The organism is Gordonia lacunae, assembly GCF_002149015.1.
Classification (GTDB): domain Bacteria; phylum Actinomycetota; class Actinomycetes; order Mycobacteriales; family Mycobacteriaceae; genus Gordonia; species Gordonia lacunae.
Genome location: NZ_NGFO01000020.1, coordinates 40,552 through 53,384, shown reverse-complemented (window position 1 = coordinate 53,384; position 12,833 = coordinate 40,552). Strand labels below are relative to the sequence as shown.

General features: G+C 68.8%; 13 protein-coding genes. 12 read left to right on the top strand and 1 reads right to left on the bottom strand.

Going from position 1 to position 12,833, the window contains the following annotated elements:
* Nucleotides 1-4 precede the first annotated feature (4 nt).
* From CA982_RS17025 to CA982_RS16970, 12 genes are all read left to right on the top strand, one after another.
* Complete coding sequence (locus tag CA982_RS17025) at nucleotides 5-295, top strand: metal-sensitive transcriptional regulator (RefSeq protein WP_208617979.1); 291 nt, start codon at nucleotides 5-7, stop codon at nucleotides 293-295.
* A 111-nt stretch (nucleotides 296-406) separates the two neighbouring features.
* Nucleotides 407-1,717 carry a glutamate-5-semialdehyde dehydrogenase gene (locus CA982_RS17020; RefSeq protein WP_086536498.1) on the top strand — a complete coding sequence of 437 codons (1,311 nt, stop codon included), beginning with the start codon at nucleotides 407-409 and terminating at the stop codon, nucleotides 1,715-1,717.
* On the top strand, nucleotides 1,717-2,661 hold the full coding sequence (locus tag CA982_RS17015) for an AAA family ATPase (RefSeq protein ID WP_208617978.1): 945 nt from the start codon (nucleotides 1,717-1,719) through the stop codon (nucleotides 2,659-2,661). Before CA982_RS17020 ends, CA982_RS17015 begins: the two co-directional genes overlap by 1 nt.
* The gene (locus CA982_RS17010) at nucleotides 2,661-4,058 is read left to right on the top strand and encodes a vWA domain-containing protein (RefSeq protein ID WP_086536453.1); all 1,398 of its coding nucleotides are present in this window, start codon (nucleotides 2,661-2,663) and stop codon (nucleotides 4,056-4,058) included. Before CA982_RS17015 ends, CA982_RS17010 begins: the two co-directional genes overlap by 1 nt.
* A 48-nt stretch (nucleotides 4,059-4,106) precedes the next feature.
* Entirely contained in the window at nucleotides 4,107-4,886 is a 780-nt protein-coding gene (gene nadD, locus CA982_RS17005; RefSeq protein ID WP_086536452.1) for a nicotinate-nucleotide adenylyltransferase, read from the top strand.
* 10 nt (nucleotides 4,887-4,896) lie between these two features.
* Nucleotides 4,897-5,259 (top strand): ribosome silencing factor, encoded by a 363-nt coding sequence (gene rsfS, locus CA982_RS17000; RefSeq protein WP_004023080.1) that lies wholly within the window; start codon nucleotides 4,897-4,899, stop codon nucleotides 5,257-5,259.
* Nucleotides 5,256-5,969 carry a histidine phosphatase family protein gene (locus tag CA982_RS16995; RefSeq protein ID WP_086536451.1) on the top strand — a complete coding sequence of 238 codons (714 nt, stop codon included), beginning with the start codon at nucleotides 5,256-5,258 and terminating at the stop codon, nucleotides 5,967-5,969. Before rsfS ends, CA982_RS16995 begins: the two co-directional genes overlap by 4 nt.
* Before the next feature lie 13 nt (nucleotides 5,970-5,982).
* Nucleotides 5,983-6,792 carry a diglucosylglycerate octanoyltransferase gene (octT, locus tag CA982_RS16990; RefSeq protein WP_086536450.1) on the top strand — a complete coding sequence of 270 codons (810 nt, stop codon included), beginning with the start codon at nucleotides 5,983-5,985 and terminating at the stop codon, nucleotides 6,790-6,792.
* A gap of 31 nt (nucleotides 6,793-6,823) precedes the next feature.
* Nucleotides 6,824-7,684 (top strand): DegV family protein, encoded by an 861-nt coding sequence (locus tag CA982_RS16985; RefSeq protein WP_086536449.1) that lies wholly within the window; start codon nucleotides 6,824-6,826, stop codon nucleotides 7,682-7,684.
* A gap of 119 nt (nucleotides 7,685-7,803) precedes the next feature.
* Nucleotides 7,804-8,799: a ComEA family DNA-binding protein gene (locus CA982_RS16980; RefSeq protein ID WP_086536448.1), complete on the top strand. Its 996-nt coding sequence runs from the start codon at nucleotides 7,804-7,806 to the stop codon at nucleotides 8,797-8,799.
* A 3-nt stretch (nucleotides 8,800-8,802) separates the two neighbouring features.
* On the top strand, nucleotides 8,803-10,200 hold the full coding sequence (locus CA982_RS16975) for a ComEC/Rec2 family competence protein (protein ID WP_086536447.1): 1,398 nt from the start codon (nucleotides 8,803-8,805) through the stop codon (nucleotides 10,198-10,200).
* 199 nt (nucleotides 10,201-10,399) lie between these two features.
* Complete coding sequence (locus tag CA982_RS16970) at nucleotides 10,400-11,212, top strand: potassium channel family protein (RefSeq protein ID WP_086536497.1); 813 nt, start codon at nucleotides 10,400-10,402, stop codon at nucleotides 11,210-11,212.
* Nucleotides 11,213-11,307: 95 nt separating this feature from the next.
* Here the strand turns inward: CA982_RS16970 and CA982_RS16965 are convergent, their stop codons facing one another.
* Nucleotides 11,308-12,720 carry an amino acid permease gene (locus CA982_RS16965; protein ID WP_086536446.1) on the bottom strand — a complete coding sequence of 471 codons (1,413 nt, stop codon included), beginning with the start codon at nucleotides 12,718-12,720 and terminating at the stop codon, nucleotides 11,308-11,310.
* Nucleotides 12,721-12,833: the final 113 nt, after the last annotated feature.

Genomic DNA, 12,833 nt, shown 5'->3' with positions numbered 1-12,833 from the left:
CTCGATGGCCGATGACGAGAGGCCCCACCTGGCCGTCGGCGACGACGCGATGAGTGCCGTCCTGAACCGTCTGCGCCGTGCGCAGGGACAGCTCGCCGGCGTGATCGCGATGATCGAGGCGGGCCGCGACTGCAAAGATGTCGTCACCCAACTCGCCGCGGTGTCCCGGGCGCTCGACCGCGCCGGGTTCAAGATCGTGGCCTCGGGAATGCGGCAGTGCATCGAGACCGTTGACGGTGAGCAACCGCCGCTCACCGAGGCCGAATTGGAGAAGCTGTTCCTCGCACTCGCCTGAGGGACCCGGCCCGTCGCATCTCGTTGGGGACTCGGAACCACCGGCGCTACTCTTGAGAACGGCACTTTCCGGGCGGTGCCGCCCGGAACCACCGCGAAGTCGAGGATGTTGATGAGCGCACCCACCGCAGAGCAGACCGTCGCAGAAGGCGGGCCCGGCGCCGAGAAGGCCGCGGGCAAGTCCGACATCGAAAAGGTCGTCCTCGGACTCGCCCGAGCCGCCAAGTCGGCGTCCCGCTCGCTGAGTGGCCTGACCACCGCTGCCAAGAACGAGGTCCTCCTCGCCGCGGCCGACGCCGTCGAGGCCGCGACGGAGACCATCCTCGCCGCCAACGCCGACGACATCGCGCGTGCCGAACAGGCCGATATCGAGGTGAGTCTGCTCGATCGTCTGCGGCTCGACGAGTCGCGCGTCGCCGGTATCGCCGACGGCCTGCGACAGGTCGCCGTGCTCCCGGATCCGATCGGTGAGGTGGTGGCGGGCAAGACCCTCCCCAACGGCCTGCAGCTTCGTCAGCTCCGCGTGCCCCTCGGCGTCGTGGGCATCGTGTACGAAGCGCGTCCCAACGTGACCGTCGACGCCTTCGGGATCTCGTTCAAGTCCGGCAACGCGGTACTGCTGCGAGGCTCGTCATCAGCAGCGTCGTCGAACGCCGAACTGGTTCGCGTGCTGCGGGAGACGCTGTCGTCCAAGGGGGTCAGTGCGGACGCGGTGTCGTTGCTCCCCACCGAGGATCGCGCCAGTGTCACCGCACTCATCCGGGCGCGTGGACTGGTCGACGTGGTCATCCCCCGCGGGGGTGCCGGGCTCATCGAAGCCGTGGTGTCGAACGCGACCGTGCCGACCATCGAGACCGGCGTCGGCAACTGCCACGTCTACGTGCACGCACTCGCCGACCTCGACGTCGCGGCACGCGTGATCCTCAACTCCAAGACCCGCAGGCCGAGTGTCTGCAACACCGCCGAGACCGTGCTCATCGACAAGGCCGTCGCCGCCGACGCGCTCCCGCGGATCACCTCGGTCCTCCAGACGCAGGGTGTGGTCATCCACGGCGACGAACCGGGCATGGAACCGGCGACCGAGGACGACTGGTCGATGGAATACCTGTCGATGGACATCGCGATGAAGGTCGTCGACGACCTCGACGCCGCGGTCGCGCACATCGACACTTACGGAACCGGCCACACCGAGGCGATCATCACCACCGACCTCGCGGCCGCCGACGAGTTCACCCGACGCGTCGACGCCGCCGCCGTGATGGTGAACGCCTCCACGGCTTTCACCGACGGCGAGCAGTTCGGTTTCGGCGCCGAGATCGGCATCTCCACCCAGAAGCTCCACGCCCGCGGCCCGATGGGTCTGCCGGAACTGACCTCGACCAAATGGGTGGTCTGGGGCAACGGCCACGTGCGGCCCGCCTGATGAGCGACGAGACCCCGGGTACGGGGACCGCTCAGTACACGGGTTCGGGACCGGCCGTCGTGCCCTCGTTCGAGGGCGTCGACGACGTCGTCGGCCGGCTGCGGGGCACGGGGTATCTCGCCGACGACGCCACCGCGACATCGACCTTCCTGGCCGACCGGCTCGGCAAGCCGCTGCTGGTCGAGGGGCCCGCGGGTGTCGGCAAGACCGAACTGGCCCGGTCGATCGCCACGGCCACGGATGCCGAACTCATCCGGCTGCAGTGCTACGAGGGCATCGACGAGGCCCGCGCCCTGTACGAGTGGAACCACGCCAAGCAGATCCTGCACATCCAGGCGACGGGGGACCGCGCGTGGGATGAGGCCAAGGCCGACATCTTCTCCGACGAGTTCCTGTTGCCGCGCCCGCTGCTGAAGGCGATCTCGCGTGAGGGCGCCACCGTGCTCCTCATCGACGAGGTCGACAAGGCCGACGTCGACATGGAAGGTCTGCTGCTGGAAGTGCTCAGCGACTTCGCCATCACCATCCCGGAGATGGGAACCGTTGCCGCGCAACGGCGGCCGATCGTGTTGCTCACGTCCAATGCGACCCGTGAGCTGTCCGAGGCGCTCAAGCGCCGCTGCCTCTACCTCTACATCGACTTCCCGGATGCCGAGCGCGAGAAGGCGATCCTCGCGTCGCGCGTGCCGAACCTGTCGGACTCGCTCAGCGCCGAGCTGGTGCGGATCGTCGGCGTCCTGCGCACCCTGGACATCCGGAAGAAGCCGTCGGTGGCCGAGACGATCGACTGGGCCAACACCCTGCTGGCGCTGGGAGCCGGTGAAAAGGCGACGGCGAGGAGCGGCGGTGGATTCGACGACGGGCTCATCGCCCGAACGCTCGGCGTGGTGCTCAAGCATCGACCGGACCTCAAGACGGCCCTCAAAGAACTCAAGCTGGGCTGATGACGGCTCCGCTCGTCGCGCACCTCACCGACTTCGTCGATGAGCTCCGCCGACGCGGGATCGTGGTCGGACCGTCGGCGCTGATCGACGCGGCGAGTGCGATGGAGGTTCTCGACCTCCTCGAACGTCCTCGATTGCGGGAGGGCCTCGCGACGACGTTGCTCGTCGACCATGCTCATCGCGGTGTGTTCGACCGGGTCTTCGACCTGTGGTTTCCGGTCGGTGCCGGAATGCGTACCGTCACCGAGGATCTCCCGCGCACGCCCGACGGTGAGCTCGATGTCGACGCGGTCCGGGACGCGCTGGCGGAGATGTTGGCCGACGATGCGTCGGCCAACGACGGCCGGCTGGACCAGGCCATCGCGATGATCGTCGACGAGCTGGGGCGGTACGGATCGACTCGGGGCGAGGCGTTCTCGGCCTATCAGGCCATCACGGCCGTCAGCCCGCAGACGCTGATCGCGAAGATCGCAGCCGCCATGGCCGGTGATTCGGGTGGCGACGACGGTGGGCGCGCCGGCACCGAACCGCTGTACCGTCAGGCCGCCCGCCAGAAGGCCAACGATCTGCGGGCGGCGATCGAGCGAGAGACGCAGCGACGCATGGCCGACCGCAACGGCCGCGAGAAGGTCGGCGCCTACGCGGTGCCGCCGTTGCCGGAGAACGTCAATTTCCTCTCGGCGGGCGCCAAGGAACAGGTCGAGATCCGCAAGACCATCGAACCCCTGGCCAGGTTGCTGGCCGCGAAGCTCGAGACCCGGCGGCGTCGGGCCCATCGGGGTGCGGTCGATGTCCGGAAGACGTTGCGCGCGTCGATGTCCACCGGCGGAGTGCCCATCGAACTCAGTCACCGCAAACCGCGGCCCGGGCGTCCCGAACTCATCATCATCTGCGACGTGTCAGGGTCGGTCGCCGGATTCAGTCAGTTCACACTGCGGCTGGTGTATGCACTGCGCCAACAGTTCTCGAAGGTGCGGGTGTTCGCGTTCGTCGACACCGTCGACGAGGTGACGGACTACTTCGACCACGGTGAGGAGGATTTCGGTGCGGCGATGCACCACATGATCTCCACCGCGCGTATCTCGACCCGCGACGGGCATTCCGATTACGGCAACATGCTGGCCGGGTTCGTCGCCGATTACGGCGATTCGCTGACCCACCGGGGTGCGCTGCTCATCCTCGGGGACGGCCGGAACAACTATCACGACCCGCATGCCGATGCGCTGGCCGAGCTGGTCGACCGTGCCAGACACGCCTATTGGCTGAATCCGGAGGCCAAGCAGCACTGGGGCACGGGAGACTCGGCCGCGACCGACTACGCCGATGTCATCGACATGTTCGAATGCCGCAACGCCACGCAACTGGGCACGGTCATCGCCGATCTGCTGCCGATCTGACCGGCGCCGCCGTCTCCCATCAGCACCCGACGCGTAGACTGACCGTCCATGTCACCCGACCGCCCACGTGCGCGCCGTATCGGCGTGATGGGCGGCACGTTCGACCCGATCCACAACGGACACCTGGTCGCGGCCAGTGAGGTCGCCCATCGGTTCTCGCTGGACGAGGTCATCTTCGTCCCGACCGGCCGTCCGTGGCAGAAGATCGGCGAGCAGGAGACGGTGAGTCCCCCGGAGGACCGGTACCTCATGACGGTCATCGCGACCGCGTCGAATCCGCAGTTCAGCGTCAGTCGCGTCGACATCGATCGCGACGGGGACACCTACACCGTGGACACCCTCCGTGACCTGCGGGCGCTGCTCCCGGACGCTCAGCTCTACTTCATCACCGGCGCCGATGCGCTGGAATCGATCCTGTCGTGGCAGGACTGGGAGGAACTGTTCGGACTCGCCCGCTTCGTCGGCGTGAGCCGGCCGGGCTACGAACTCGACGCCACGCATCTGGCGCACCACCTCGAAGCCATGCCGTCCGACACCCTCCACCTCCTCGAGATCCCGGCGCTGGCCATCTCGTCCACCGAGTGCCGGACGCGCGCGTCACTGGGACGGCCCGTCTGGTACCTGGTGCCCGATGGCGTCGTCCAGTACATCGCCAAGCGAAAGCTGTATCGTGCGCCTCGGGCGTCGTCGCCCGGCGTGTCCGCCCCGGCCCTGCCGGGGGCCAACCGCCCCGAGAAGGTTCCGGCCGGGAAGTCCCGGCCAGGGGAGTCGACGGACGATGCCGATGGATCGGACCGGGCCGTGGGCGAACAGGCCGTGAGCGAATGAGGAGACAAGTGTGACTGCGTCAGCTGAAGCGTTGGAGATGGCCAAGGTGGCCGCTCTGGCCGCGGCCGAGAAGCTCGCCCACGAGGTGACCGTGATCGACGTGTCGGAGCAGTTGGTGATCACCGATGCCTTCGTCATCGCATCGGCGGACAACGAGCGCCAGGTGAACTCCATCGTCGACGAGGTCGAGGAGAAGCTGCGGGAGGCCGGTCACAAGCCGCTGCGGCGTGAGGGCACGCGCGAAGGTCGCTGGGCGCTTCTCGATTATGCCGACATCGTGGTGCACATCCAGCACACCGACGAGCGGCGCTTCTATGCGCTGGAGAGCCTCTGGAAGGACTGTCCGGTGGTCGAGGTGGACGGGCTGTCGTGAGTGGTGGTCCGGATTCACACGACACCGCGGTCGAACGTCTCACCCCGGTGGTCCGACGCCTGATCCTGTTGCGGCACGGGCAGACCGAATACAACGCCGCCAGCCGGATGCAGGGACAGCTGGACACCGATCTGTCCGAACTAGGTGTACGGCAGGCCAATTCGGCCGCAGTGGAGCTCGCCAAGCGGCAGCCGGTGGTGATCTGGTCGTCGGATCTGCGGCGGGCACGCGACACCGCCGAGGCGCTGGCGCAGCGGACCGGGTTGCCGGTGACCACCGATGTCCGCCTGCGCGAGACACATCTGGGTGAGTGGCAGGGTCTGACCCATCTGGATGTCGATGCCGTGATGCCAGGGGCCCGCGCGATCTGGCGTGACGACGCGACCTGGACACCCCCGGGCGGCGAGAGTCGCGTCGACGTGGCCCGACGATCCACCCCGCTGGTCGACGAACTGATCGAGCAGTTGCCGGAGTGGGGTACCGGCGACACCCCGGAGGCGCCGGTGGTGCTGGTGGCCCACGGCGGCGTCATCGCCGCGATGACGGCGGCACTCCTCGGTCTGCCCGTCGAGAACTGGCCTGCCTTCGGCGGTCTGGCGAACACCAGCTGGGTGCAGCTGTCGGGTCACGGGATGCCGGGTGAACTGCCCCGATGGCGTCTGGACGTGTGGAACGCATCCGCCGAGGACTCCGATCCGGCGGTGCAGTGAGCGGGACCCTGTGATGAGTGGGACGACGGCCGATGCCCCGCCTCCACCCGACGCCGGCGTCGACGCGCCTGAGCGGTGCGTGCTGATCCTGTCCGACTCGCTGGCCTACTACGGTCCGCAGGGCGGCCTGCCCGCGGACGACCCGCGGATCTGGCCGAGCCTCGTGGGGGCGGCGACCGGTTCGTCGGTCCGGCTGTTCGGCCGGATCGGGTGGACGAGTCGGGACGTCTGGTGGGCGCTCACCCAGGACCCGAACATCTGGGCCACCGTGCCCCGTGCCGATGTCGTGGTCCTCGCATTCGGCGGCATGGACACCCTGCCGTCACCCTTGCCCACGGCGTTGCGGGAGCAGATTCGCTACATCCGTCCGAATGGGCTGCGGCAGAAGGTCCGTGACGCCTACGCCTGGGTCCAGCCGCGGGGCTCGCGCCTCGGCTGGCCGCTCGCCTTGCCGCCGCGCGTCACGATCGAGTACCTCGAGAAGATCCGGGCGGCGCTCACCCAGCTGCGTCCGGATCTGCCCATCGTGGTGTGCCTGCCGCCCACCCACCGGAGCCCGTACTACGGCAACGTCCACGCCGGCCGGATCCCGACGACCGCGGCGATGTCCCGGTGGGCGTCGCGCCACGCGCTGTCGTGCGTCGACTTCCACCCGGTCACTCGGGACGCATTCGACGACCCCGCCGTCGAGATGAACCCGGACGGAATCCACTGGGGTTTCGCGTGCCACCGCGGGATCGCCGACCTGGTCGCCCCGGTCGTCCAGGCGGTGCGGCCGAGCGCCGGCCGCGACGCCGAGGGGCCGACACCGACGCCCGTGTGAGCTCGGCGCGTGAACCCGTTAACGTAGACGCGTGCCTGTCGTCGTCGTCACAGACTCCTCGTCCCGACTGCCGCGGTCGGTGACCGAGCACTACGGAATCCGGCAGGTCCCGCTGCATGTCACCGTCGACGACAAGGACTACCGCGAGGGCGTGGACGACATCCCCGCCGACATCGTGACCACGCCGGGCGTGACCACCTCGGGTGCGAACCCCGGCGATCTGTCCGAGTACTTCGACGCCGCGCTCGAGGCGAGTGAGGGCGCCGGGGTCGTCGCGGTCCACATGTCCCGCCGGCTGTCGGGGACCTGGAGTTCGGCTCGGCTGGCCGCGGAGAAGTTCTCCGGACAGGTGCGCGTCGTCGACTCCCGATCCGTCGGTCTCGCAGTCGGTTTCACCGCCATCGCGGCCGCACAGGCCGCCGCTGACGGCGCCGACCGGGACCGGGTGTACGAGTCCGCGATCCGCCAGGCCGCGACGGTCGACTCGTTGCTGTGCGTGCAGCAACTGGACAATCTGCGCTCCAGTGGCCGCATCAGCGCCGCGGGCAAACTGTTCGGGTCGGCGCTGTCGATCAAACCGATCCTGCACATGGTCGACGGCACCCTGACCCTCCGAGAGCGCCACCGCACCTTCTCCAAGGCGCTGGACAAGATGGTCGACGCCGCGGCCGACTCCGCGGGCGGTCGCGCGGTGACGGTCGGAATCCAGCACTGCCAGAGTCCCGAGGTCGCCGAGGAACTGCGGGCCGCCGTCCACACCAAACTGCGGGTGGTGACCTCCGAGCTGATCGTCGACCTCGGTCCCATTCTCGGCACGCATGTCGGCCCCGGTGCGGTGGGCGTCGTGATCGCCGCACATCTCGATCCGATCGAAGGCCTCGCGGAGCAGTGAGAACGGCCCGGCCCGCCGTGGCCGGCGTCATCCACAACTCGGCCTGACCGTCCACAGATCGGGGAGTCCGCCTCTCCACGCCCGCAGCAAGGGTGAGGACGGACCTAGCGTGTGGCCTCATGAGCGCATCAGGACGGCCGAACCCGCTGGACCGGTTGGTGCCGGTCGCCGAGCTGCCGGACCGCCGAAGCGGTGCAGCGGGAGCCGATCCGGACTCCCCGTCGCGCTCGTCGGAGACCGATGACCCGGTCCGGCCGGCGGCTGAGCCCGAGCACCCCGGGTGGGGGATCGGCGGAATGCCGACGTGGCTCGACACCCCGCCGGTGCGGACGCCGCGCCGGCGGACCGACCCCGACGACGCCACCGACGCCACTGACGCCGAAGAGGATGACGAGACCGACGACGATCCGATTCCTCGACGCCGCTTCGCGGTTGCCCCACCGGCCGCTCTCGCGTTGATCGCGGTCGGTGTCGTCGTCTGTGCGGTTGCGGCTGTCGGGCTGTTCCGCGGTTCGGAGTCGGCGCCTGTCGTGGATTTCGGTGCGGTGGCGGGCACCTCGCGGGTGCCGGTCTCGTCGCCGCCCGCGCCGCCGACCGAGTCCACTCCGACACTGATGGTGGTGAGTGTCGTCGGGCTCGTCCACCAGCCGGGACTGGTGCGCCTCGCCCCGGGCGCGCGGGTCGCCGAGGCAATCGACCGGGCGGGTGGTGTGCGCAAGAACGCCGATCTGCTCTCGCTGAATCTCGCGCAGGTGCTCCGCGACGGTGACCAGATCCTCGTCGGATACGCGGGCGGCGAGGGCCAGATGTCGCTGCGCAGTGCCGTGGTCGGGGCTTCCGGCGCGCCGTCGGCGCCGGCCGGTGCTGCGCCGACGGGTCCCGGTCCGCCCGCCGGCGGCACGGGAAGCCCGCCCGATCCGAATGGACTGGTGAACCTCAACACCGCCACCGAGGCCGACCTGGACGAACTGCCCGGGGTCGGACCGGTGACCGCGAAGGCGATCCTGTCGTGGCGGGAACGGAACGGACGCTTCACCTCCGTGGACCAGCTCGCCGAGGTCGACGGGATCGGTCCGGCGCGTCTGGCCCGGCTGCGCGACCTCGTGACGGTCTGATCGGTGGACTACCGCCTGCTGGTCCCGGCGGGGGCGGTGTGGTCGGTGACGGTGCTCGGGCTGATGGTGCCAACCGGGTACACGCTGGGGTTCGCGATCTGTTCAGGCGCGGTGGCTCTGGCCGGCACCCTGGCCTGTGTAAGCGGCCGGAGCGGTTGGGACGTGATCGGACTCGTCGTCGTGGTCGCCGGACTCGCGGCCGTGTGCGCGACCTCGCTCACGCTCCGTCAGGAGGCCCGCGCCGATCATCCGCTGGCGGCGACGACCGGCAAGGCGACGGTCGTGCTGGCCGTCCGCGGCGACCCCACGGTCATCGGGCACCCAGCCGCCGGACGGGTCCGGGTCAGGGTGGAGGTGGAACAGGTCGGACCGCTCCGGGTCCGGGCCGCGGCCGCCGATCTGATGGGTGATGTCCGGGAGTGGTCGGGACTGCTGCCCGGCCAACGGGTGGTCACGACCGTTCGGGTGCGGCCCCCGCCCGCGCACTCGCTTCTCGTGGCGACGCTGACGGCACAGGGGCCGCGGCCGGTGGGTTCGCCGCCCGACCATCAGAAGGTGGCGGGTGCGATCCGGGAACGGCTGCAGACGCTGGCTGCCCGCGGGCTCGGCGAGGAGGCGGCCGGACTCCTGCCCGGGCTCGTGCTCGGTGACGAGAGCTCACTCGACGACGGCTTGCGCGACGACTTCCGCGCCGCGGGACTCAGTCACCTCACCGCGGTGAGCGGCAGCAACTTCGCGATCGTGTGCGGCGCAGCACTTCTGGTGGTTCGCAGTGTGGGCGTGCCGCCGCGGGCGGCCGCGATCATCGGACTGATCGTGATCCTGGGGTTCGTGGTGCTCGTCCGACCGTCGCCGAGTGTGCTGCGGGCGGCCCTCATGGGTGCTGTAGGGGTGCTGGCGCTCTTCGCCTCTCGTCGTGCGCAAGCTTTTCCGGCGCTGGGCGCGGCGGTCGTCGGTGGGTTGCTGTGGTGGCCCGAACTGGCGTTGCAGCCGGGGTTCGCGCTCTCGGTGGCCGCCACCGGCGCCATCGTGCTGTGGGCCCCGCGGCTCCGCGACCGGCTTCGCGAATGGCGGTGTCCGACCGGCGTGGCCGAGGTCGTCGCGATGGCGGTCACCGCGCAGGTGGTGACCGCGCCGATCGTGGTCATGGTGACCGGCACGTTCTCGGTGGTGGGGATCGTCGCGAACCTGCTGGTCGCCCCGGTCGTCGCGGTGATCAGCGTGGTCGGCACCCTCGCCGCACTCATCGGTGCGATCGGACCGCCCGACGGACCCGGCGCGTTCGTGGGCGAACTGCTCGTGCGCGCCCTCGCACCCGAGCTGTGGTGGATGGTCGCCTGCGCACGCACCCTCGGCGGGGTGAGCTGGGCGAGTGTGGAGGTGTCCCTGCCGTGGATGTGAATTGATGGCAGGACGAGCCGCGTCGCGTGACTACGCGATGAGACCATGCCAATGCGGACACCGACCCTGCACGTAAATGGTCCAGGCACGGCATGATCGCTCAGTTGGTGCGTGTACGTCGGACGTGCGCTACCCGCGGGTCCGCACACCGGGTTGGAAATGTTGAAGTGGGGGAACTGTGGTCGGCGAGGCGAACACAATGGGAAGCAGTCAAGCACTCGACCGGTGGGAGCGCCGTGCGGAGTGGCCGCTGGCCATCGTCGCAGTGATTTTCCTCGTCGTGTACTCCGTCCAAGTACTCGCCGATCCAAGTATTTCCGTACGTGTGGGCTTGGATTGGGTGCTGGCTATCGCGTGGCTCGTCTTCGCAGTCGATTACGTCGCGAGACTCGCTCTGGCGCCCGACCGCGGGCGGTGGTTCGTTCGGCATGTCCTCGACCTCGCCATAGTCGTCCTTCCTGCACTCCGGCCCTTGCGTTTGTTGCGACTACTGGTGGTCGTCGCTGCGCTGCAACGAGCGATCGGGACGGCGATCCGTGGCCGTGTCGCGGTTTACACCGTGTGCAGCGCGATCCTGTTCCTCTACGCAGCATCTCTTGCGATCTATGAGACCGAACGAGACGTCCCGGGAGCGTCGATCGCGTCGTTCGGCGATGCTCTGTGGTGGTCGGTCACGACCGTGACCACCGTCGGTTACGGCGACTACTCCCCGGTGACTGCGTCAGGCCGGGTGATCGCTGCGTGTCTCATGATCGGCGGGATCAGTCTCATCGGCGTGGTGACTGCGACCATCGCTTCGTGGATTGTCGAGCGGGTGTCGGAAGGCGACGATGCGAACGCGGCCGCGACGCGTGCTCAGATCGAGAGCCTCCGGGATGAGGTTCAGAAACTCCAGACGCTGCTCGCCGCGTTGTCATGGGAGGCCACCGACCCTTCGAGTGCCGGCCAAAATCGTCCTCATCGCACTCGGCAGGCGAATCGGGCTTCACGCATCGAGGAGACTTCAGGCTGACTGGACCCAGGGTGGATGGTCGCCTGCGCACGCACTCTCGGCGGCGTGAGCTGGGCGAGTGTGGAGGTGTGGTCCCCGTTCGCGTGACCCCGCCGTCAGACCTCGCGGTCGGCCAGCTCGCCCGCGGTGCGGTTCCACACCAGATAGCCGATACCGACCGCGGCGAACCAGACCGCCCCGACGATGAGTGCGATCCGTCCGTCGCGATCGAAGAACAGCAGGACGAACACCATCGCGAGGAAGGCGAGTGCGAGCCACGTGGTCACCGGGGCACCGGGGACCCGGTAGTCCGACCGAGGCAGTTCGCCGCGCGCGACCTTGCGGCGGTACGCCATCTGACACACCAGGATCGTCGACCAGATGACGATGATGCCGACCGTCGACACCGCGGTGATGTAGGCGAAGGCGTGCACGGGATCGATGACGTTCACCACCACGCCGATCGCCATCACCGCGGCGCTCAGCGTGATCCCCGCGGCCGGCACCTTGCGGTTCGAGAGCCGGGTCAGCTGACGCGGGGCGTCGCCGGTGTGGGCGAGCGACCGCAACATCCGCCCGGTCGAGTAGATCCCTGAGTTGCACGACGAGAGAGCGGCGGTGAGCAGGATGAAGTTGACGATGCCGGCCGCACCCGGGATGCCGATGTAGGAGAACACCGAGACGAACGGGCTCTCGCCGGCCTGGAAGTCCTTCCAGCTGCGGACCGAGAGGATCACCAGCAGCGAGCCGACGTAGAAGATGCCGATGCGGAACGGCACGGTGTTGATCGCCTTGCGCAGCGTGACACGCGGGTTCTGCGCCTCGCCCGCGGTCACGCCGACGAGCTCGACGCCGACGTAGGCGAACATGACGATCTGCAGGCTCAGCAGCGCGTTGCTGAAGCCGGTCGCGAAGAACCCGCCGTCGTTCCACAGGTTCGTCACCGACGGCCCGGTCTCGGGTCCCAGGCCCGCGATCGGGAGCAGCACACCGATGCCGACGATGATCATGCCCAGGATGGCGGTGACCTTGATGGCGGAGAACCAGAACTCCGCGCGACCGAACACCCCGACGGAGATCAGGTTCGCGCCGAACAGCACGACGAGCGCGACGAGGGCGGTGACCCACACCGGAACCGAGGGCCACCAGTAGTTGATGTACTTGCCCGCCACGGTGATCTCGGCCATGCACGTCGTCGTCCACACGGCCCAGTAGGTCCAACCCTGGCTGAACCCGGCGAAGCGTCCGAGGAACTCGTCGGCGTACTCGCTGATGCCCCCGGAGATCGGCCGGTAGATGAGGAGTTCACCGAGAGCGCGCATCACGATGAAGATCGCGAGCCCCGCCAGCGCGTACGCCAGGATGAGGGCCGGTCCCGCCTTCTCGATGGCACCACCCGCGCCGTAGAACAGTCCGGTGCCGATCGCACCGCCGATGGCGATCATCTGCACGGTGCGGGCGGTGAGGCCGCGTTGGTACCCCTCGTCGGTGTCGGCACCCGTGTCGGTGCCGGGGTGCTCGACAGTCACGCGGGCGACTCCTGAAATGTCGGTGGACCTCTGGCAGAAGCTCACCGTAACGACCCGCGATCAACCCGATTCACTCGCCCACAGGCCCTGTCCACTTTGTCGTATTCGATGGA

Excerpts from the sequence above, each read along its gene's own strand:
- octT (WP_086536450.1), top strand. The coding sequence starts at position 5,983 with ATGAGTGGGACGACGGCCGATGCCCCGCCTCCACCCGACGCCGGCGTC.
- nadD (WP_086536452.1), top strand. The coding sequence starts at position 4,107 with ATGTCACCCGACCGCCCACGTGCGCGCCGTATCGGCGTGATGGGCGGC.
- CA982_RS17015 (WP_208617978.1), top strand. The coding sequence starts at position 1,717 with ATGAGCGACGAGACCCCGGGTACGGGGACCGCTCAGTACACGGGTTCG.
- CA982_RS16980 (WP_086536448.1), top strand. The coding sequence starts at position 7,804 with ATGAGCGCATCAGGACGGCCGAACCCGCTGGACCGGTTGGTGCCGGTC.
- CA982_RS17025 (WP_208617979.1), top strand. The coding sequence starts at position 5 with ATGGCCGATGACGAGAGGCCCCACCTGGCCGTCGGCGACGACGCGATG.
- CA982_RS17020 (WP_086536498.1), top strand. The coding sequence starts at position 407 with ATGAGCGCACCCACCGCAGAGCAGACCGTCGCAGAAGGCGGGCCCGGC.
- CA982_RS17010 (WP_086536453.1), top strand. The coding sequence starts at position 2,661 with ATGACGGCTCCGCTCGTCGCGCACCTCACCGACTTCGTCGATGAGCTC.
- CA982_RS16970 (WP_086536497.1), top strand. The coding sequence starts at position 10,400 with ATGGGAAGCAGTCAAGCACTCGACCGGTGGGAGCGCCGTGCGGAGTGG.